Origin of the sequence: Streptomyces sp. NBC_01320 (assembly GCF_035974375.1) — a bacterium.
Lineage (GTDB): Bacteria > Actinomycetota > Actinomycetes > Streptomycetales > Streptomycetaceae > Streptomyces > Streptomyces yanii.
Genome location: NZ_CP108390.1, coordinates 8509411 through 8529019 on the forward strand (window position 1 = coordinate 8509411; position 19609 = coordinate 8529019).

A 19609-nucleotide genomic window follows, 5' to 3' on the forward strand; every position below is an offset into this window, starting at 1 on the left:
CATCCGCGGGCCGCGTTCCAGCCCGTCCGGCGTTTGAGGACTGGGGTCCGGGGTGGAGCCCCGGTTACGGGAAGGGGCGGGGCGGGGAGGAAAGCCCGCCGTAGGCGTTCCCCTCACGTCGACCCCCCAGCCACCCCGGGCTCGTCAGCGCGACGTGCACCAGCCACAACACCGCGCCCTCGGGCCGCCGGCACCTCCGGTGCCCCAGGGCCCACGAACGGCAATCCCTCCGGTACCCCCGCCTCGATCAACCGCATCAACGCCCCCGTGTCCGCGTGCTCCTCGATCAAGTCCCCCAGGCGGTCCAGCTGCTCTTCCCGCAGAGCGCCGAAACTCGTGTCCGGCGCCGGCACGAACCGCCGCCCCGCCGCTGCCGCGACCTCCACCAGGAACCGACGCCGAAACGCATCGCTCTCCAACGACCCGTGCCAGTGCGTCCCCCACACCGCGCCGACCCGGCACCCGTCCAGGAACGGCTCGCCGCCCCGCACATCGGCGACCCCGTGGTGGATCTCGTACCCCTCCACCGGCTCCCCGAGCGCCGTACCGACCGGCCGGGCGAGGGTCTTCTCGTGGTCGAACCGGATACGCACCGGCAGCAGTCCGAGCCCGTCGACCCGCCCCGCCCGCGATTCCACCTCGTCCTCGATTTGCTCCGCGAGCACCTGGAACCCGCCACAGATGCCGAGCACCGGACGCCCCTGCGCCGCCCGCCGCAGCAGCGCGTCGGCCAGCCCCCGTTCCCGCAGCCAGGCCAGCGCCCTCACCGTCCCGCGCGTGCCGGGCACGATCACCAGATCCGCGTCGGCCAGCTCCTCCGCCCGGTCCACGAACCGGACCACGACACCCGGTTCGGCGGCCAGCGCGTCCACATCGGTGAAGTTCGACATCAGCGGTACGGCGCACACCGCGACCCGCAGCACGTCCTCTCCGTGCGGCGGCGCGACGACCGACTCGCGTACGGCCCCGCGCAGCGAGACCCGCAGTCCGTCCTCCTCGTCGATGCCCAGGCCGTGGGCGAACGGCAGCACTCCGTACGTCCGTCGCCCGGTCAGCCCGTGCAGCATGTCGAGACCCGGCTCCAGGAGCGACACGTCGCCGCGGAACTTGTTGACCAGATAGCCGGCGATCAGCGCCTGGTCCTCGGCGCTGAGCAGTGCCGTCGTGCCGAAGAACGAGGCGAAGACGCCACCGCGGTCGATGTCGCCGACCACGACGACGGGGAACCGCGCGGCCCGCGCGATCCCCATGTTCACGATGTCGGTGCGCCGCAGATTGATCTCGGCCGGGCTGCCCGCACCCTCGCAGATCACGGCGTCATAGGTGCTCCGAAGCTGCTCCAGGCAGTCAACGACCGTACCGAGCAGGGATTCCTGTCGCCCTCCGTGGTAACCGCGCGCGCTCATCTCGCCCACCGGCCTGCCCATCAGGACGACCTGACTGGACCGGTCGCTGCCGGGCTTGAGCAGCACCGGGTTCATCAGCGCGGTCGGTTCCACCCGGGCGGCCTGCGCCTGCATCGCCTGCGCGCGTCCGATCTCCGCGCCCTCGCGGGTGACGAACGAGTTCAGCGACATGTTCTGCGCCTTGAACGGCGCGACCTTCACGCCCTGGCGCACCAGCCACCGGCAGATGCCTGCCGTGACGACGCTCTTGCCCGCGTCCGACGTGGTTCCGGCGACCAGCAGTCCGCCGCTCATTTCCCGCTCCGTCCCGCGGCCGGACGCCGCCCCGAGGGCGACCACCGTCCCGCGATCAGCCGGCCCGCCGCGCACACGCCGAGGGCCAGCACCCCCACCCGGCGCGACAGCCGCACCGCGCGCTCGATGTCCCCGGTCTCCACCGCACGGCCGGTTGCGCCGTTCAGTACCGGCCGGTGCTCGACACGTCCGCCGTACGCGAGGGTCCCGCCGAGCCGTACGCCGAGCGCCCCCGCGAACGAGGCCTCCACCGGACCCGCGTTGGGGCTCGGATGTCTGCCCGCGTCCGCCCGCCAGGCCCGCAACGCTCGACGCGGCTGCCCCCCGGCAACCACGGCGAGCACGGCGGTGAGCCGGGCACCGGGCCAGCCCACGACGTCGTCCAGGCGGGCCGAGGCCCAGCCGTAGCGCAGATGGCGGGGCGACTTGTGCCCGACCATCGCGTCGAGGGTGTTGACGGCGCGGAAGGCGACGAGTCCGGGCACGCCACCCAGCGCGCCCCACACCAGCGCGCCGACCACCGCGTCCGAGGTGTTCTCGGCCACGGACTCCACCACGGCGCGCGCGATCTGCGGCCCGTCGAGGGAGTGCGGATCGCGCCCGCACAGATGGGGGAGCCGCTCCCGGGCCAGCTCGATGTCACCGGCGGCGAGCGCGCCGCCGATGGCGCGCGCCTCGCGCCCCAGCGAGGTGCCGCCGACGACGGACCAGGTGGCGGCCGCGGTCAGGGCGACGGAGGCGGCGGGACGACGGCGTACAACACGGGCGGCCAGCGCGGCTCCACCTGCAGCGCCTCCGGCGCAGACCAGGGTGTGCAGGGCGCCCCACCCGCGGTGGTCGCGCCACAGACGCCGTTCGACGCCCGCCGCGGCCCGCCCGAAGGCGGCGACCGGATGCCCCCGGCGGGGATCACCGAGCAGCAGATCGCCGATCAGGCCGGCGGCGGCGCCGTACGCGAAGATGCGGTCGGCTCGCACGGCTCAACCGGCCGTACTGCCTCGAAGGACCTTCGTACAGCCGACTCCTGGTGGGAGCGGCACAGAAACGGCGGACGCACGGCAGCCGGGCATGGCGATATGTCCTCACTCAGGGTCCGCGCCCTGGTTCGACGTGACCGGCGGCGAGAGTCTCCTGGCTCCCGGATCCGCAGTTCCCCCGGCCTTCCAACCCGCATGCGCGAGCCGTGACTTCCGGTGTGGGGGACTGCTCCCCGGTGACAGTGGCGGGACCGCGCCGGATTCGCACCGGCTTCCTCTGCTGTCGCCGTAAATGGCTCCGGCAGTCCACCACGCTCCGCGAACGCCCGTCAACCTGGCGTTGACCTGCGGCGGTGCAGTGTGCGCAGACGCACATCGGGCCGGACACACGCGAGGTGCGTCCGGCCCGATGGGAGAGTGCGGGAAGGGGCTCAGAGCCTGTCGGGTGACCTCTGATCGGGCGGCCGCGCCCTGGCACGCACGCTTCCCGCGTTGCCGAAATGTCCTAGTAGCTCCTTCCCCAGGCTCTCGGCTTCGTTCGAGCAGGGGAGACCCCATCCGAGGACATCCCGACGCCTTGGAATCGCACGCACCAGACCGCGTCCGCTATCCGATCGAAGGTCACCCGACAGGCTCTCAGGCGACGATCAGATAGATCCCGTACGCGACCGCGGCCGCGCAGAGCCCGAAGCAGAGGTACGCACCCGCACGGGCGAGCACCAGGGAGCCTCCGGTGGAGCCGCCCTGCGCGGCCGGTTCGGGCTGCTTGGAGAGGCCGACGATGCCCAGGGTGAAGAGGCCCACCAGTGCGACGGTGACGACGAGCGAGACGCCGAAAACGGAGCCGAGAGCTGCCCAGTCGATGTTCATGGTGATCTGTCCTTACACCGTGGCGGGCCGCGCCGGATCGGCGGCGACGGTTCCGGGCTGGGCCGGGATGGTGGTCTTGAGGTCCGTGGTCGTGTCCACTGCCGTGGCGACCGCGGCCGCCCCGGCGGGCGGCGGCGGGGTGACGGCCGCGATGGCGGTGGTGATGACACCGGCCGGTTCGGCGTCCTCACCGGTGGGCGCGACATCGTCGTGCCCGACCGGCTTGCGCCGGGACAGCAGCCAGATCGCTCCGGAGCCCGCGACGAGCAGGACGGCGACGACGGCGACACCCCAGGTGCCCTGCTTGGTGAGGAACTCCGCGCCCGCGCCGACCAGACCCGCGGCCGGCAGGGTCAGACCCCAGGCGACGAACATCCGGGTGGCGGTGGACCAGCGGACCACACCGCCCCGGCGGCCGAGCCCCGCACCCATGACGGCGCCGGAGCAGGACTGGGTGGTGGAGAGGGAGAAGCCGAGGTGCGAGGAGGCCAGGATGACCGTGGCCGCGCTGGTCTGGGCGGCGAAGCCCTGCGGCGGCTTGAGCTCGGTGAGGCCGCTGCCCATGGTGCGGATGATGCGCCAGCCGCCCAGGTAGGTGCCGAGTGCGATGGCCAGACCGGCGGAGACGATGACCCAGACCGGCGGGTTCGAGCCGGGGGACAGGACGCCACCGGTGACCAGGGCCAGGGTGATGATGCCCATGGTCTTCTGCGCGTCGTTGGTGCCGTGGGCGAGCGAGACCAGTCCGGCCGAGGCGATCTGGCCGGCCCGGTAGCCCTTGGCGGTGGCCTTCTCCTGGGCGTCGTTACGGATCCCGCCGCCGATCCGGTAGGTCAGCCTGGTCGCCAGCAGTGCGGCGAGACCGGCGACGACCGGGGCGGCGACCGCGGGAAGCAGCACCTTGGTGACGACGGTGCCGCCGTCGACCGAGGACCAGCCCGCCGACATCACCGCGGCGCCGATCAGGCCGCCGAAGAGTGCGTGGGACGAACTGGACGGCAGGCCGACCAGCCAGGTCAGCAGATTCCACAGAATGGCGCCGACGAGGGCCGCGAAGATGACTTCTGTCCGCAGCCCTTCCTCGTTGATGATCCCGCCGGAGATCGTTTTGGCGACCTCCACCGACAGGAATGCGCCGACGAGGTTGAGAGCGGCGGACATGGCCACCGCCGTCTTGGGTTTGAGGGCACCGGTCGAGATGGTGGTCGCCATCGCGTTCGCGGTGTCATGGAAACCGTTCGTGAAATCGAACACTAGAGCTGTCACGATCACAATCGCGAGTAGCAGCGTGATGTGTTCCATTTACCCAGGCAATCGTTCGACGTCATTGGCACGTGGAACGTAGGCAACCTGGATGAACGGAAGATGAACTGAGCGGGGCCCTGCGGTGACTCCAAACGGAGTTGAGCCGTTCTCTTTGTCGGGCCACCGACAGTCGATGCGGGGCGCAGCGCCCGCCGTGGCCGGATTTCGCCTCTCCCGCCCCCCGTTGCGCCCCGTGATCCGGGGCCGGGAAACCCTCGAAAGGAGATGTGGGTCACCCGGGACCCCCTGCCGCGCCGACCCCGCTGACAGGATTCCCCCATGAGCGATCATCACCAGGACGCACGCGACGGGCACAACGGTCATAACGGGCACGACGCGAACGATGCGCGCGACGCGATCGAGCAGGCCTGGAACGGTGTCGTCGCCACCGCCCGCAGGACCGCGACGGAGGGCCTGGTCGTCGGCACCTCGGGCAATGTGTCGGCGCGGGTCGGCGACCTCGTCCTGGTCACGCCGAGCGGTGTGCCGTACGACCGGCTCGGCCCGGGCGACACCGTGGCCGTCGACCTCCACGGCAACCAGGTGCTCGGCGTCCTTGCCCCGACCAGCGAACTCCCGCTCCACCTGGCGGTCTACCGCCACACCGACGCCGCCGCCGTCGTGCACACCCACGCCGTGCACGCCACGGCCGTCTCCACCCTCGTCCCCGAGGTCCCGCTGGTGCACTACGCCGCCGCCATGCTCGGCGGCCCCGTCCGTACCGCGCCCTATGCGCGCTACGGAACGCAGGAGCTGGCCGAGCACATGCTGGCCGCCCTGCGCGACCGCACGGGCTGTCTGCTCCGCAACCACGGAACGGTCACCTACGGATCCACCCTCGACGAGGCCTACGACCGCACCGCCCAGCTGGAATGGATGTGCAGGCTCTGGCTCACCGCGAGCTCGGTACCCGGCCACACCCCGTCCCTGCTCTCCCTCGCTCAGCTGCGCGACGTGCAGGACGCCCTGAAGGGGTACGGACAACCCGGCTGACCGGGAGAGGGCGGCCCGGCGAGCCACCGGACGGCCCCCGTCCACTGGCCGGGCACGGCACACCCTCCGACACTGAAGCAGTGCGCCCGGCTACAGCGACGGCAGCAGCCGTCACCACCATCCTCGGCGTCGGCGCGGCAGCGGTCGTGGCCGGCCGGTACGCCAGCGACGTCGCCCTGAGGGCGCCGTCCGGACGTCCGCTCCCCGCCGACCGGAAACTCACCGTGCACGCCACGGCGGCCGGGCAGGTCACACTGACGCGCTCCTTCGCCGCGCTCCGGCCCGGTACGTACGGACTGGTGGGCGACGGCGTCCAGGCCGTCGTCGGCCCGGTGATCGAGCAGGCACCGCACGCCGCCGACGCCGTCGTACGCAGACTGGAACGCGTCAACGACGGCAGCCTGGAACCCGGCGCCCAGGTCAGGATCACCCCCGCGCTGCACAGCGGCGACCCCGGCACGGCACTCGGCCTCGACCACAGGGACGTCGAGATCCCCGGTGAGCTCGGCATCCTGCCCGCCTGGTTCGTGCCCGGCCCCCGGGACACCTGGGTCATCACCGTGCACGGCCTCGGCACCACCCGCGAACACCCCATGAACATCATGGAGTTCCTGCACCGGCTGCGGCTGCCGGTCCTCGGCCTGGCCTACCGCGGCGACCCCGGAGCCCCGCGCTCCCCGGACGGACTCGCCCACCTCGGCGAGTCCGAATGGCGCGACCTGGACGCGGCCGTCCGCTTCGCCTTGCGGTACGGCGCCGAGAAGGTCGTCCTGCACGGCTGGTCCACCGGCGCCTCCATGGCGCTGCACGCGGCCGTCAACTCCGCGCTCCGCGAGCGGATCTGCGGCCTCGTCCTGGACTCCCCCGTGCTCGACTGGGCCACCACCCTGCGCGCCCTGGCCACCGCCCGCGGCGTCCCGGCCCCGCTGCTGCCTCTCGCCCTGCGCGCCGCCCAGGGCCAGACCGGTGTGCGTGGCTCCCGACTCCTCGACACCTCCCTCCCGCAGGCCCTGCGCGTCCCGACGCTGATCTTCCATGGCCCCGACGACACCCTGGCCCCCTGGCAGCCGAGCCGGGAGCTCGCCGAGCGCCGTCCCGACCTGGTCGCCCTGCATCCCGTACCGCAGGCTCCGCATGCGGCGATGTGGAATGCCGATCCGGCCCGTTACGAAGAGGCGCTGCGGCGCTTCCTGACGCCGCTGATGTGAGCGGATGCGAGGGATCGGACGGTTGGTAGCGGCCGGGCCCGCAGCCCCCTTCCGCCGCGAATCCGGGTTCCGTTTGGGCTTTCGGGCCGTCAGAGGCAAGACTGCTCCCCGTGACGTCCCGTACCCCGCGCGACTCCAGGCTGCGACTTGTCCGCCCGCGACCCCTTGCCACCGCCCGCAAGGCCGTGACCACCCGGCGCACCAGGCCGGCCCCCCGCCCGCCCGAGGGCACCCCGCCCCGTGCGGAACTGGCCCGCCAGGCCAGGGCCGCGCTCGCCGACGCCGTACGGATCGCCCGCTGGGCCGCCGACGGCGCGAGCCCCGGCACGGCCCCGCTCGCCGCCCACGCTCTCGAACGGGCTGCGGCCGCACTGGAATTGTCCCCGGCACAGGTCCGCTCCGGCTGGGACCGGGCCCGCCTGGCCGGCCTCGTCGAACTCCACGGCGAGACCGCACGCCCCGGCTGGCGGCTGCGCGCCTGGGACCGTGACGACTCCGCCGTGCTCCGTGGCTGGGTGGCGCTCTTCGACGCCTGGTCGCTCGTCCACCCGGCGCCCGAGGGCATCGAGTCCACCGCGGTCGCCGAGGCCGTCGAGGCCGTACCCCAGGTGCTCTCCCTCCTGCAGCTCTCGGCGGGCCCGGTCACCGTGCCCGCCCTCCTCGATCTCCTCGGCCAGCGCGTCGCCGAACTCCACGAGGAGCGCTGCGAGGTGCCGTACGGACCGGAGGCACCGGCGGAACCCGCTCCCACCGCGCACCCCGCCGCCCTGGTCGCGCTGCTCCTCGACTGGGCGCTGGAGGGACTGGCCGCCGTCGGCGCACTCACGCTCGGCGTCGGCCATGCCACCCTCACCCCGCTCGGTAACTGGGCGGTCTGGGTCAAGCTGGAACAGATCTGCGTCGCCGCCCAGAGCCCGGCCGGGAACATCGAGCAGTCCGCCGCCGACATGCTGCTCGGCTGCGCCCGGCTCACCCCCGGACCGGCCCGCGCCGAATACCGCGCCTGGCTGGCCGCCCGCCCCGTCGGCAGTGCCGTCGCCGAACTGCTCGCCGTCGCCCGCGGCGAGGACGCACTGCTGCGCGGACTCGCCTTCGAGGCGCTCCGGGTCGTCGGCGCCCCCGCCGAGCCAGTGGTGCGCTCCGTCGTCACCGACCCCTCACTGCGCCCGTACGCGCTGCTCTGGCTGGCCGAGTACGACGGAACCGACCCCGAGGACGCCCAGGAGGTCCTCAGCCGCGAGGAAGCCACCTGGCTCTGGGTCGACACCGCGGCGGCCGTCGCCGACCACGGCGAGACGGCACTGCTGGTCCGTCATCTCGACTCCGCCGTCCAGGGCACGGTGCCGGCGCTGCTGGACGAGGTCCGGGCCGTCGGCCACCCGCGCACCGTCCAGGTGCTGGTGGCGCTGGCCGCCGCCCATCCGGACCCCGCGCTGGCCAAGGCCGTCCGCCGGGCCGCCTTCCAGGTGCACACCGGCGGCGCGTAGGAATCAGGGGGAGCGCCCGGGGACGCGCACGCGGTCAGTCCGCGGACCCCGGGGCGTACGTCCCGAAGCTCCACACATTGCCCTCCGCGTCACGCGCCATGTAGTCGCGCGACCCGTAGTCCTGATCCGTGGGCGGCATCAGGATCTCCACCCCGTACTCCACGGCCCGCGCATGGTGCGCATCGACCTCGTCCACCACGACGTACACCCCGCTCGGTCCCGCATCCGCCATCGCCTTGGCGAAGGTCCCGCCGCGCCCCTTGGAGCCCAGCATCACCCTGCCGTTGCCGCAGGACAGCTCCGCGTGCAGCACCGTGCCGTTCTCGCCCTCGTACACCGCTTCCTCGGTGAACCCCAGCCCCTCCGTCAGCGTCCTGATCGCGGCCTTCGCGTCGTCGTACAGAATCGTCGGATAGATCGTCGGAACCCCGGCCGGTGCGCCCGCCATGGCGCTCACCTCTTTCCATTCTCGATTGTGATCCGCGTCTCAGTCTTCCGTCGGCCACCGGCAGTGGCCGGCTCACCGGAAGGTGTTGCAGTCGGCCATGTCGCCGCTGCGGAAGCCGGTGGTGAACCACTGCTGCCGCTGCGCCGCCGAGCCGTGCGTCCAGGACTCCGGTGTGACCCGGCCCTGGAACTTCTCCTGGATCCGGTCGTCGCCCACCGCGGCCGCCGCGTCGAGCCCGTCCCGGATGTCCGCCTGCGTCAGCGAGGTGATCAGAGGCCGCCCGGTCGACTCGTCCGGCGTGGTCGTCGCGTGGTGCGCCCAGACCCCGGCATAGCAGTCCGCCTGCAGCTCCACCTTCACGGCGTTGCTGCCGGAGCCCGTTCGGCCGTCCTGCGAGCGGCCGAGCGTCCCCATCTGGTTCTGCACATGGTGGCCGTACTCGTGCGCCACGACGTACGCCTCGGCGAACGGGCCGCCGCTCGACCCGAACGTGGTCCGCAGTTCGTCGAAGAACCCCAGGTCCAGATAGACCTGCCGGTCGGCCGGGCAGTAGAACGGCCCGACCGCCGAGGTGGCCGAACCGCAGGCGGTCCCGATCCGGTCGGTGAACAGAACCGTCCTCGCGTCGCCGTAGCGAGCGCCCCGGCGGGCGAACTCCTGGCTCCAGAAGTCCTGCACACTGTTGACCACGGCGACGGTGCGGCAGTCGTCCCTGGTGTTCGCGTCCTGACCGGTCCGGCAGCTCTGCTCGACCTGCGCCGCCGACGACGCGGTCGCCGTCGTACCCGAGTCGCCCGACGAAAGGCCCAGCTGGTCCGGGCCGACACCGAAGAGCAGCCCCAGGATCAGGGCGATGAGACCGGCGACACCGCCGCCCACCGTCGCCTTTCCCCCGGGGATCCGGCTGCCGCGTACGTCACTGACCTCGGACGTGTCCAGATCGGCGTCGTCGTCGAACTGCATGGGGCCACCACTTCTCCGATCCGGCGCGGCTGCCTCACCGCACTGCGCCGAGTATCGGATAGTTCACACCGCTATGCCTGTTCTGGTGGCCGTATGGAGGCAGTGGGGCGGCGCCGGAGGGCATCCTGGGCGAGTGATCGGCAAATGCCGTAGGAGCATGCGGAAAAGCAGTTGCACACCGCCAGTAGAATGGCCCGTATGGCAATTCTCCTTGTGCATGAGTAGCGGCGTCGAGTCGAGACTCTGAAGTCGTCCCGTCCGCCGTCCAACCCGCCCTGGAGTTTTTCCGTGATCACCGCTTCCGGTATCGAGCTGCGTGCCGGCGCCCGCATCCTCATCGAGTCCGCCAACTTCCGTATCGCCAAGGGCGACCGCATCGGCCTCGTCGGCCGCAACGGAGCGGGCAAGACCACCCTCACCAAGTGCCTCGCCGGCGAGGGCACACCGGCCGGCGGCACCATCGCCCGCTCCGGTGAGGTCGGCTACCTCCCGCAGGACCCGCGCACCGGTGATCTCGACGTCCTCGCCCGCGACCGGATCCTGTCCGCCCGTGGTCTCGACGAGATCCTGCGCAAGATGCGTGAGAACGAGGAGCGGATGGCGAACGGCAAGGGCGCCACCCGCGAGAAGGCGATGAAGAAGTACGAGCGGCTGGAGACGGAGTTCCTCACCAAGGGCGGTTACGCCGCCGAGGCCGAGGCCGCCACCATCGCCGCCGCGCTCAGCCTGCCCGACCGCGTGCTCGGACAGCCGCTCCACACGCTCTCCGGCGGTCAGCGTCGCCGTGTCGAGCTGGCCCGCATCCTGTTCTCGGACGCCGACACCCTGCTCCTCGACGAGCCGACGAACCACCTCGACGCCGACTCCATCGTCTGGCTGCGCGACTACCTGAAGAGCTACCGCGGCGGCTTCGTCGTGATCTCCCACGATGTCGAACTCGTCGAGACGGTCGTCAACAAGGTCTTCTACCTCGACGCCAACCGCTCGCAGATCGACATCTACAACATGGGCTGGAAGCTCTACCAGCAGCAGCGCGAGGCCGACGAGAAGCGCCGCAAGCGTGAGCGCCAGAACGCCGAGAAGAAGGCGGCTGCTCTCAACTCGCAGGCCGACAAGATGCGCGCCAAGGCGACCAAGACCGTCGCCGCGCAGAACATGGCCAAGCGCGCCGAGCGGCTGCTCTCCGGCCTGGAGGCCGTCCGGGTCTCCGACAAGGTCGCCAAGCTGCGCTTCCCCGAGCCCTCGCCGTGCGGCAAGACCCCTCTGATGGCGGAGGGGCTGTCCAAGTCCTACGGTTCGCTCGAAATCTTCACCGACGTGGACCTCGCCATCGACAAGGGCTCCCGCGTGGTCATCCTCGGCCTCAACGGTGCGGGCAAGACCACCCTGCTCCGGCTCCTCGGCGGTGCCGAGAAGCCCGACACCGGCGAGGTCATCGAGGGCCACGGGCTCAAGCTCGGCTACTACGCCCAGGAGCACGAGACCCTCGACCCGGAGCGCACGGTCCTGGAGAACATGCGCTCCGCCGCCCCGGATCTCGACCTCGTCGAGGTCCGCAAGACGCTGGGCTCGTTCCTCTTCTCCGGCGACGACGTCGACAAGCCGGCCGGCGTGCTCTCCGGCGGGGAGAAGACCCGTCTGGCGCTCGCGACCCTGGTGGTCTCCTCCGCCAATGTGCTGCTCCTCGACGAGCCGACGAACAACCTCGACCCGGCCAGCCGCGAGGAGATCCTCGGCGCGCTGCGCACGTACAAGGGCGCGGTCGTCCTCGTCACGCACGACGAGGGTGCGGTCGAGGCGCTCCAGCCGGAGCGGATCATCCTGCTGCCGGACGGTGTCGAGGACCTGTGGGGTGCGGACTACCGGGACCTGGTCGCCCTGGCCTGATTCCCGTTCCGGGTGGTTTCCTCGCCCGCTGTCGAATGATCCACTCCGACTGGATCATTCGGCCCACGCGTGATCCATCATCTGCGTGAGGACCTCTCGTACCTTGGCGCGGCGCCCGGCAGATACCTGCCGGGCGCACCCATGTGGGGCCCTGCCCCCTCGTACGGCCCTGACCTGGCTGTTCGTCTCAACTCCGCTCCGGACCGCCTCCGAAGCCCTTCGGAATGGGAGATTCCGCTTGTGAAGGCGTATTCCCGGGGTGCGAAACCGGTTGTACGGACCTTGCCGAATGGGTGGCCAGGAAGCCCTCGAGGGGTGATCATGAGAATCCAGAGCGCACTTCCCATGAGGAGGCACGGGTGGCCGAGACTCTGAAGAAGGGCAGCCGGGTGACCGGCACCGCGCGCGACAAGCTCGCGGCAGACCTGAAGAAGAAGTACGACTCCGGTGCGAGCATCCGGGCGTTGGCCGAAGAGACCGGCCGCTCCTACGGATTCGTCCACCGGATGCTCAGCGAGTCCGGGGTCACGCTGCGGGGACGCGGCGGAGCGACACGGGGCAAGAAGGCTGCCACGGCCTGACGGCCTCAGGCCCTGTCGTCGAACTGTCGTCTGCCGCCCTTGGGCGAGTGCGGCAGCTCGACGATGGGACCTGGGCGAATCGGGGCGCGTCGCAGGACGGACATGCCCCGAGGGCTCACCGGTTTCGGGCGGTGGCCACCCGGTCGACCACATGGCCGACCGGGTGGTTACTGTTCAGTCACTTAGCTCGACATGCTGACTGCACCCGACCCGGAGGCGCCCCATGACCTCGCTCGACTCTGTGCTCGACCAGGACGGCGTACGACTCACCGTCGATGACGCGGTTGCCACGGTGACCCTCACCAATCCGGCCAAGCGCAACGCTCAGTCCCCCGCTCTGTGGCGGGCGTTGACAGAGGCCGGACGGGCGCTGCCCGGCAGCGTGCGGGTCGTCGTGCTCCGTGGCGAGGGCAAGTCCTTCTCCGCGGGGCTCGACCGGCAGGCGTTCAGTCCCGAGGGGTTCGACGGTGAGCCGTCCTTCCTCGACCTGGCACGCGGCAAGGAGTCCGAGCTCGACGCGACCATCGCCGAGTACCAGGAGGCGTTCACCTGGTGGCGCCGCAACGACATCGTGTCGATCGCGGCGGTCCAGGGGCATGCGATCGGTGCCGGCTTCCAGCTCGCCCTCGCCTGCGATCTGCGGATCGTCGCCGAGGACGTGCAGTTCGCCATGCGTGAGACCAGCCTCGGTCTGGTCCCCGACCTCACCGGCACGCACCCGCTGGTGCACCTGGTCGGATACGCCCGCGCCCTCGAAATCTGCGCCACCGGCCGCTTCGTCCACGCGCAGGAGGCCGAGCGCACCGGTCTCGCCAACCTCGTGGTCCCCGCCGACGAGCTCGACGCGGCGACCCATGAACTGTCCGCCGCACTGCTGGCGGCCCCGCGTGACGCCGTCGTCGAGACCAAGGCGCTGCTGAGCGGTGCGGTCTCGCGTACCTACGAGGACCAGCGCACCGCCGAGCGCGCGGCCCAGGGGCGCCGCCTCCGCGACCTCGCGGGCCTCAGCGACTGAGGCTGTCACCGGGCGTCCCCCCAGCGGGAGCCGCCCGGTTACTCCGCGTGCGCCACGGTGGCGACGGCTCAGAGCCTGTCGGGTGACCTTCGATCGGATAGCGGACGCGGTGTGGTGCGTGCGATTCCAAGGCGGCGGGATGTCCTCGGATGGGGTCTCCCCTGCTCGAGCGAAGCTGAGAGCCTGGGGAAGGAGCTACCAGTACATTTCGGTAACGCGGGAAGCGTGCGTGCCAGGGCGTGGCCGCCCGATCAGAGGTCACCCGACAGGCTCTCAGGGCCACTTCACGTGCCCGGGGCCGTGACGATCCCGGTGGCTCGGTGTCCACCACAGGGACGACCGGTCCCTTCATCCCGTGTCCACCACCGCGGTGACCAGCACGGTCACCGGCGGATGCCCGTCCACGGCGTCCGCCACCGCCGTTCGCACCGCCCGTGCCACATCGAGCGCCCGGTGGTTCGCGTCCGTCGCCAGCTCGACCCGCACATGGTCCGCGGCCGTATGCACCGCGCTGCCCAGCACATGGGTCAGTGTCGCGACACCGGGGACCGCGGCCGCCGCCGTCCCCGCCGCGCCCTCCGGCTCCGCCCCGCGTACCGCGGCAGGCTCCGGGGCCGCCCGGTCGGGGACCGTGTCCAGCAGCTCCGTCACCCGCAGATCCACCTCGCCGACCACCAATCCGAGCCGTTGCGTGGCCGCCGTCCCGAGGACCGAGCGCAGGGCGGCCGCGGCGGCGGGCAGCGGCCGGTCGGCCGTCGCCGACATCGTCGCCTCGATCCGCAGGGGTCCGGGCGGCAGCGCGCTCGGCGGCGACGGCAGCGCCGGGTCCGGGGCCGCGTCCGGGTCCGCCACGGTGATCCGTACGTCACCGAGCACCGGGCCGGGACCCGATGCGCCCACCGAGCGCCGCAGCACCGAGACCACGGCCCGCTCCGCGATCCACGCACCGTCCGCCGGACCACCCAGAGGGAGCAGTCTGCCCAGGCCGAGCCTCTGCCGTACCGCCGCCGTCCATCCGTCGGCCCTGTGCGGGCTGTCAGCCGTCGTCATTGCCCCAGCCTGCCGCATCCACGGCGCGAGACGGGGCAAGCGCACTTAATGTGGGCAAGGAAGTCCAACCCTGCCCCGAAGGGAAGAGTGGCGATGACCGAGTCCCCGCAGCGGAACCGGCCCGAGAACCCTGACAGTGCGACGGGGGACGACGGCCGAAAGAGTCCGCTGACCAAGCGCGGCGGAGGAGATCCCGCCACCCGCGGCCGTACCACCATCGCGGACGGTGTGGTCGAGAAGATCGCCGGTATGGCGGCACGTGACGTGCTCGGTGTCCACGCGATGGGCAGCGGCCTGTCCCGTACCTTCGGGGCGGTGCGCGACCGGGTCCCCGGCGGCGGCAAATCGGTCACCCGCGGCGTCAAGGCTGAGGTCGGCGAGTCGCAGACCGCCCTCGACCTGGAGATCGTCGTCGACTACGGCGTGTCGATCGCCGATGTCGCCCGTGACGTACGGGAGAACGTCATCGCGGCGGTCGAGCGGATGACGGGTCTTGAGGTCGTCGAGGTCAATATCGCGGTCAGCGATGTGAAGCTGCCCGACGAGGAGGGCGAGGACCATTCCGAGCCACGTCTCCAGTAGGCCTCCCACCCGAGGCAGTTGAGGAGCGCACGATGAGCATGGCTGTGGTCGGCATGGTGGCCGGCATGGCGCTCGCATTCGCCGGGTACTTCGGCGGGTTCGGGGCCTTTCTGCTGGTTGCCGCACTGGGAGCGATCGGCTTCGTCGCCGGTCGCTTCCTGGACGGCGAACTGGAACTCGGCGACTTCTTCCGGAGTCGCGAGCGCGGCGACCGACGGCGGTGACGGCTTTGTCGGGGGTGTTCGGCAGGGTCCCCGCCGCGGAGCGGGGCGAGACCCGGATCGCCGACCGGGTCGTCGCGAAGATCGCTGCACAGGCGGCGAAGGAGGTTGTCGTCGAGCCGCCGCGGGAGGGTGCCTCGCCGCGCGCCACTGTCACGGTGCACCGTGAGACCGCCCGGGTGCGGGTCAGTCTGGAGCTCGGATATCCCACCGACATCGGCCGTCAGTGCGGTGCCGTGCGTCGGCATGTCATCGAACGGGTAAAGGCGTTGGCGGGGATGGAAGTGCCCGAAGTGGCCGTACAGGTCGAGCGTCTGCACCCCGCGGGAGCGAGCGCCGCGGCACAGGGGAGGATCCGATGACCGAGCCCCAGGAGCCGGAGAACAGCACGCGGCGCCCGCCCGCCGGCGACCCCGTGGAACGCGGAGGTGGACTGGCCCTCGACCAGTCCGCCTCCGCCGCGGCGTACGACCCGGCGCCGGTGAAGGAGCGCAGCGGTGGCAGCGCCGGCCGCTTCTGGTCCGCGCGCCGTATCCCGGCCGGGCTCCTCGCGCTGGTGGTCCTCGGCGGGTCAGGCCTGCTGCTGTACGACGTGGCCGCGGTACGGGCCCATCACCCGGCCATGCAGTGGCGCCGCGCGCTCGCCGACGACCTGGCGGAGCGGCCGCTGAACAATGTGTGGGTGGTGGCCGGTGCCGCGGTCGCGATGGCGATCGGTGTGTGGCTGATCGTGCTCGCCGCCACTCCCGGTCTGCGCGACGTGCTGCCGATGCGCCGCGACCGTCCGGGGGTACGGGCCGGGCTCGACCGGACCGCCGCCGCACTGGTCCTGCGCGACCGGGCCGTGGAGGTGTCCGGCGTGCAGTCGGTGCGGGTCCGGATGGGGCGCGCCAAGGTCGCGGTGCGTGCCGTGTCGCACTTCCGTGAACTCGACGACGTGCGGGCCGACTTGGACACCGTACTGGGCACGGGGATCGAGGAGCTGGGCCTGGCGAAGCCGCCGAGCCTGTCCGTGCAGGTCCGCCGTCCGGCGAAGAAGGGGTGACCGCGGTGCTCAGGACCGTCAACCGGGTACTGCTCGCACTGGCCGGACTGGTGCTGGTCTGCGGCGGCGGCGCGGTGCTCGCCGCCGGGCTCGGCCTTTCCGTGCCGTCCTGGTGGCCGTGGGACGGCAGGACCGATGTGCTGCTCAGCAGGGCCGACCGGGACCGCTGGCGTGCCGACGGCTGGTGGTGGCCGACCGTCCTCGTGATCCTCGCGGTCCTCGTCGTCCTCGCGTTGTGGTGGTTCCTCGCCCAGCTCCGCCGCGCCCGCCTCGCCGAGGTGCTGGTCGACAGCGGCGACGGCGAGGGCGCGCTGCTGCGCGGCCGGGCCCTGGAGGGCGTGCTCGCCGGGGAGGCGGGGACGCTGGACGGGGTGGCCCGCGCCCAGGTGATGCTGGTCGGCCGGCGCAGTACGCCGCGGGCGCGGATCCGGCTGCTGATGGAACCGCACGCGGCACCGGACGAGGCCCTCGGCCGCCTCACGGACGAGGCCCTGGCCCACGCGAGGGACTCGGCGGGTCTGGCGGAACTGCCGGCGGAAGTGCGGCTGAGGGCCGTCAAGCACCGTGCGGAACGGGTGAGCTGAGGGCGGGGACGTCCGGCAGCGGCAGAATCGGGCCGTCCGGAGCTCCCTCGCCCGCCCTTGTGGCATGGGGAGGGGAGGACGAGAGAGGCTGCCGGACGGCCCGGTACCTCCGGTCCCGCTCAGAACCCGTGCCGCGACCCGCCGTCCACCGGCACCATGATCCCCGTCAGATACGACGCCGCGGGTGACAGCAGGAATGCTGCCGTCCGCCCGAACTCTTCCGGCGTGCCGTACCGGCGCAACGGAATCCGCGCCTCGGCCGCCGTACGCGAAGCCTCCGCATCGCCGGACAGTGCGTCCAGCTCCCGCACCCGGTCCGTGTCGATCCGGGCCGGCAGCACGCCCACCACACGGATGCCCCGTGGGCCGAGCTCGTCGGCCAGGGACTTGGCGAACCCGGCCAGTCCCGGACGCAGACCGTTCGAAATGGTCAGCCCGGCGATCGGCTCATGGACCGAGCCGGAGAGCACGAAGCCGATGACCCCGCCCTCGCCGAGCGCCGCGGCCGCCGTGCGCGCCAGCCGTACCGCGCCCATGAACACCGAGTCGAACGCCGACTGCCACTGCTCGTCCGTGTTGTCGGCGACGAAGCCGGGCGCAGGTCCGCCGACGCTGATCAAAACGCCGTCGAGCTGCCCGAACCGCTCATGGGCGGCGTCTACCAGACGCTGCGCCGCGCCGGGCTCCCCGTTGTCGGCGGCCACGCCGACCACGTCCGGTCCCAGTTCGGCGGCGGCCGCCTCGACCCGCTTCCCGTCCCGCCCGGTGATGATCACCTTCGCGCCGTCCGCCGCCAGCTCCCGCGCGGTGGCATGGCCCAGCCCCCGGGTCGCGCCGGTCACGATGTACACACGGTCCTTCAGTCCAAGATCCATGGGTCCTATCCTGCCGCGTCGGCATCCAGCATGTCGCACCCGGCCAGGGCAACGGCGGTACCCACCAGTCCGATGTGGCTGAACGCCTGCGGGAAGTTGCCCAGTTGCCGGCGTGCCACGGTGTCGTACTCCTCGGCGAGCAGCCCGACATCGTTGCGCAGCGCGAGGAGCCGTTCGAAGAGTTCCGTGGCTTCCTCGGTGCGCCCGGTCAGGCGCAACGCGTCCGCAAGCCAGAACGAGCACGCCAGGAAGGCCCCTTCGCCGCCCGGCAGCCCGTCGATCGAGCCGCCGTCCGTGCTGTAGCGGCGGACCAGCCCGTCGCTGCCCAGCTCGGCCCGGACCGCGTCGACCGTCCCGACGATCCGCGGATCGTCCGGCGGCAGGAAGCCGGTCCGGGCGATCAGCAGCGTCGCGGCGTCCAGCTCCCGGGAGCCGTACGACTGTGTGAACGTGTTCCGCACCGGGTCGTACCCCTTCTCGCACACCTCCCGGTGCACGGCGTCCCGCATCGCCCGCCACCGGTCGGCGTCCCCGGCCAGCGACGGGTTGGCCTCCAGGGTGCGCACCGCGCGGTCGGCGGCGACCCACGCCATCACCTTCGAGTGCACGAAGTGGCGGCGCTGGCCGCGGATCTCCCACAGCCCCTCGTCCGGTTCGCGCCAGGTGGACTCCAGGAAGCCGAGCAGGCTGAGCTGCAGACTCCAGGCGTGCGGTTGGTCGGCCAGTCCCGCCTCACGCGCCAGTCGGAGCGAGTCGATGACCTCTCCGTACACATCCAGCTGTCGCTGCCGGACCGCCGCGTTGCCGATCCGGACCGGGCTGGAGTTCCCGTATCCGCGCAGCCACGGCAGCTCCGCCTCGGGCAGCCGTCGTTCGCCCGACAGGCCGTACATGATCTGCAGGTCGGCCGGGTCCCCGGCGACGGCGCGCAGCAGCCAGTCCCGCCAGGCGGCGGCCTCCTCCACGTAGCCGGCCGAGAGCATCGCATTGAGCGCCAGGGTGGAGTCGCGCAGCCAGCAGAAGCGGTAGTCCCAGTTCCGTACCCCGCCGATCTCCTCCGGCAGCGAGGTGGTGGGGGCCGCCACGATGCCGCCGGTCGGAGCGAAGGTGAGCGCCTTGAGGGTGATCAGCGAGCGGATCACGGCCTCCCGGTACGGGCCCCGGTACTTGCAGCGGGCCGACCACTCGGTCCAGTCGGACAGGGTGTTCTTCAGCGCCTCGTGCGGATCGACGAGATCGGGGCGGGGCGAGTGCGAGGGATGCCAGGTCAGTACGAACGCCACCTGCTCGCCCGCGGAGACCGTGAACGACGAGCAGGTGGAGAATTCCTGGCCCCACGTCTTGACCGGCGGCTCGCTGCGCAGCCAGACCGAGTCGGGTCCGGCGACCGCCACTCGGTGGCCCTGCGAGCGGCGCACCCACGGCACGATGGAGCCGAAGTCGAAGCGCAACCGGATCACGGAGGCCATGTCGACGGTGCCGCTGACCCCCTCGACGATCCGCATGACATCGGGTTCCTGGTCGCGCTGCGGCATGAAGTCGATGACTTTGACGGTGCCCGTGCGGGTCTCCCAGAACGTCTCCAGGATGAGGGAGTCGCCCACGTAGCCGCGCCTGGTGCAGGTGTCCGCGCCCTTCGGGGCGATGCGCCAGTGGCCGTTGTCCTCGTCGCCGAGCAGGGCGGCGAAACAGGCGCCCGAGTCGAAGCGGGGCAGACAGAGCCAGTCCACAGAACCGTTCCTGCCGACCAGGGCGGCTGTCTGCAGATCGCCGATGAGGGCGTAGTCCTCGATGCGTGGGGTCACGTTCTGCCGTGTT

The 19609-nt window shown here is 71.7% G+C and carries 20 protein-coding genes and 1 riboswitch; of the genes, 11 read left to right on the top strand and 9 right to left on the bottom strand.

Going from position 1 to position 19609, the window contains the following annotated elements; translation table 11 throughout:
• Positions 1-113: 113 nt before the first annotated feature.
• The 4 genes from OG395_RS38690 to OG395_RS38705 form a co-directional block, all read right to left on the bottom strand.
• The gene (locus OG395_RS38690; protein WP_327247082.1) at positions 114-1700 is read right to left on the bottom strand and encodes a cobyric acid synthase; all 1587 of its coding nucleotides are present in this window, start codon (positions 1698-1700) and stop codon (positions 114-116) included.
• A complete protein-coding gene (locus tag OG395_RS38695; protein WP_327247083.1) occupies positions 1697-2677 on the bottom strand; it encodes a cobalamin biosynthesis protein in 981 nt (326 codons plus the stop codon). The genes OG395_RS38690 and OG395_RS38695 overlap by 4 nt, the downstream gene beginning before the upstream one ends.
• A gap of 147 nt (positions 2678-2824) precedes the next feature.
• Positions 2825-2955, bottom strand: a riboswitch (cobalamin riboswitch).
• A gap of 358 nt (positions 2956-3313) precedes the next feature.
• The gene (locus OG395_RS38700; RefSeq protein WP_327247084.1) at positions 3314-3547 is read right to left on the bottom strand and encodes a hypothetical protein; all 234 of its coding nucleotides are present in this window, start codon (positions 3545-3547) and stop codon (positions 3314-3316) included.
• Positions 3548-3559: 12 nt separating this feature from the next.
• Entirely contained in the window at positions 3560-4849 is a 1290-nt protein-coding gene (locus OG395_RS38705) for an inorganic phosphate transporter (protein WP_327247085.1), read from the bottom strand.
• A gap of 282 nt (positions 4850-5131) precedes the next feature.
• On the opposite strand from OG395_RS38705, the gene OG395_RS38710 reads away from it, so the two are divergent.
• From OG395_RS38710 to OG395_RS38720, 3 genes are all read left to right on the top strand, one after another.
• Positions 5132-5845 carry a class II aldolase/adducin family protein gene (locus OG395_RS38710; RefSeq protein ID WP_327247086.1) on the top strand — a complete coding sequence of 238 codons (714 nt, stop codon included), beginning with the start codon at positions 5132-5134 and terminating at the stop codon, positions 5843-5845.
• 80 nt (positions 5846-5925) lie between these two features.
• A complete protein-coding gene (locus OG395_RS38715) occupies positions 5926-7053 on the top strand; it encodes an alpha/beta hydrolase (protein WP_327247087.1) in 1128 nt (375 codons plus the stop codon).
• Positions 7054-7238: 185 nt separating this feature from the next.
• Complete coding sequence (locus OG395_RS38720; RefSeq protein WP_327249594.1) at positions 7239-8540, top strand: hypothetical protein; 1302 nt, start codon at positions 7239-7241, stop codon at positions 8538-8540.
• Between the two features lie 34 nt (positions 8541-8574).
• Here OG395_RS38720 and OG395_RS38725 read toward each other — a convergent pair whose 3' ends face one another.
• Both OG395_RS38725 and ypfJ read right to left on the bottom strand, forming a co-directional pair.
• Entirely contained in the window at positions 8575-8988 is a 414-nt protein-coding gene (locus tag OG395_RS38725) for a VOC family protein (protein ID WP_327247088.1), read from the bottom strand.
• Positions 8989-9060: 72 nt separating this feature from the next.
• Positions 9061-9951, bottom strand: coding sequence for a KPN_02809 family neutral zinc metallopeptidase (gene ypfJ / locus OG395_RS38730; RefSeq protein WP_327247089.1), 891 nt, complete (start codon positions 9949-9951; stop codon positions 9061-9063).
• Positions 9952-10239: 288 nt separating this feature from the next.
• On the opposite strand from ypfJ, the gene OG395_RS38735 reads away from it, so the two are divergent.
• From OG395_RS38735 to OG395_RS38745, 3 genes are all read left to right on the top strand, one after another.
• Positions 10240-11838, top strand: a complete 1599-nt coding sequence (locus tag OG395_RS38735; RefSeq protein WP_327247090.1) for an ABC-F family ATP-binding cassette domain-containing protein — start codon at positions 10240-10242, stop codon at positions 11836-11838.
• Positions 11839-12197: 359 nt separating this feature from the next.
• Positions 12198-12419: a helix-turn-helix domain-containing protein gene (locus tag OG395_RS38740; protein ID WP_037691626.1), complete on the top strand. Its 222-nt coding sequence runs from the start codon at positions 12198-12200 to the stop codon at positions 12417-12419.
• Positions 12420-12642: 223 nt separating this feature from the next.
• Entirely contained in the window at positions 12643-13434 is a 792-nt protein-coding gene (locus OG395_RS38745; RefSeq protein ID WP_327247091.1) for an enoyl-CoA hydratase/isomerase family protein, read from the top strand.
• A 348-nt stretch (positions 13435-13782) separates the two neighbouring features.
• Here the strand turns inward: OG395_RS38745 and OG395_RS38750 are convergent, their stop codons facing one another.
• The gene (locus tag OG395_RS38750) at positions 13783-14484 is read right to left on the bottom strand and encodes a hypothetical protein (protein ID WP_266987107.1); all 702 of its coding nucleotides are present in this window, start codon (positions 14482-14484) and stop codon (positions 13783-13785) included.
• 93 nt (positions 14485-14577) lie between these two features.
• Here OG395_RS38750 and OG395_RS38755 point away from each other — a divergent pair, with 93 nt between their 5' ends.
• Genes OG395_RS38755 through amaP form a run of 5 tightly spaced genes read left to right on the top strand, consistent with a single transcriptional unit; the run spans position 14578 to position 16916 of the window.
• Positions 14578-15066 (top strand): Asp23/Gls24 family envelope stress response protein, encoded by a 489-nt coding sequence (locus OG395_RS38755; protein WP_327247092.1) that lies wholly within the window; start codon positions 14578-14580, stop codon positions 15064-15066.
• 32 nt (positions 15067-15098) lie between these two features.
• Positions 15099-15290 carry a hypothetical protein gene (locus tag OG395_RS38760; RefSeq protein ID WP_327247093.1) on the top strand — a complete coding sequence of 64 codons (192 nt, stop codon included), beginning with the start codon at positions 15099-15101 and terminating at the stop codon, positions 15288-15290.
• A gap of 5 nt (positions 15291-15295) precedes the next feature.
• On the top strand, positions 15296-15649 hold the full coding sequence (locus OG395_RS38765) for an Asp23/Gls24 family envelope stress response protein (RefSeq protein WP_327247094.1): 354 nt from the start codon (positions 15296-15298) through the stop codon (positions 15647-15649).
• Positions 15646-16332: a DUF6286 domain-containing protein gene (locus tag OG395_RS38770; RefSeq protein WP_327247095.1), complete on the top strand. Its 687-nt coding sequence runs from the start codon at positions 15646-15648 to the stop codon at positions 16330-16332. Before OG395_RS38765 ends, OG395_RS38770 begins: the two co-directional genes overlap by 4 nt.
• Positions 16329-16916 carry an alkaline shock response membrane anchor protein AmaP gene (gene amaP / locus OG395_RS38775; RefSeq protein ID WP_327247096.1) on the top strand — a complete coding sequence of 196 codons (588 nt, stop codon included), beginning with the start codon at positions 16329-16331 and terminating at the stop codon, positions 16914-16916. Before OG395_RS38770 ends, amaP begins: the two co-directional genes overlap by 4 nt.
• Positions 16917-17035: 119 nt before the next feature.
• On the opposite strand, the gene OG395_RS38780 is transcribed toward amaP, so the two are convergent.
• The gene (locus OG395_RS38780) at positions 17036-17791 is read right to left on the bottom strand and encodes an SDR family oxidoreductase (RefSeq protein ID WP_327247097.1); all 756 of its coding nucleotides are present in this window, start codon (positions 17789-17791) and stop codon (positions 17036-17038) included.
• A 5-nt stretch (positions 17792-17796) separates the two neighbouring features.
• Positions 17797-19596 carry a glycoside hydrolase family 15 protein gene (locus tag OG395_RS38785; RefSeq protein WP_327247098.1) on the bottom strand — a complete coding sequence of 600 codons (1800 nt, stop codon included), beginning with the start codon at positions 19594-19596 and terminating at the stop codon, positions 17797-17799.
• Between the last annotated feature and the right edge of the window lie 13 nt (positions 19597-19609).

Bases quoted from the DNA above. Each gene is read 5' to 3' on its own strand.
- OG395_RS38770 (WP_327247095.1), top strand. From the start codon at position 15,646: ATGACCGAGCCCCAGGAGCCGGAGAACAGCACGCGGCGCCCGCCCGCC.
- OG395_RS38755 (WP_327247092.1), top strand. From the start codon at position 14,578: ATGACCGAGTCCCCGCAGCGGAACCGGCCCGAGAACCCTGACAGTGCG.
- OG395_RS38760 (WP_327247093.1), top strand. From the start codon at position 15,099: ATGAGCATGGCTGTGGTCGGCATGGTGGCCGGCATGGCGCTCGCATTC.
- OG395_RS38780 (WP_327247097.1), bottom strand. From the start codon at position 17,791: ATGGATCTTGGACTGAAGGACCGTGTGTACATCGTGACCGGCGCGACC.
- OG395_RS38745 (WP_327247091.1), top strand. From the start codon at position 12,643: ATGACCTCGCTCGACTCTGTGCTCGACCAGGACGGCGTACGACTCACC.
- OG395_RS38750 (WP_266987107.1), bottom strand. From the start codon at position 14,484: ATGACGACGGCTGACAGCCCGCACAGGGCCGACGGATGGACGGCGGCG.
- OG395_RS38710 (WP_327247086.1), top strand. From the start codon at position 5,132: ATGAGCGATCATCACCAGGACGCACGCGACGGGCACAACGGTCATAAC.
- OG395_RS38705 (WP_327247085.1), bottom strand. From the start codon at position 4,849: ATGGAACACATCACGCTGCTACTCGCGATTGTGATCGTGACAGCTCTA.
- OG395_RS38700 (WP_327247084.1), bottom strand. From the start codon at position 3,547: ATGAACATCGACTGGGCAGCTCTCGGCTCCGTTTTCGGCGTCTCGCTC.
- OG395_RS38690 (WP_327247082.1), bottom strand. From the start codon at position 1,700: ATGAGCGGCGGACTGCTGGTCGCCGGAACCACGTCGGACGCGGGCAAG.
- ypfJ (WP_327247089.1), bottom strand. From the start codon at position 9,951: ATGCAGTTCGACGACGACGCCGATCTGGACACGTCCGAGGTCAGTGAC.
- OG395_RS38725 (WP_327247088.1), bottom strand. From the start codon at position 8,988: ATGGCGGGCGCACCGGCCGGGGTTCCGACGATCTATCCGACGATTCTG.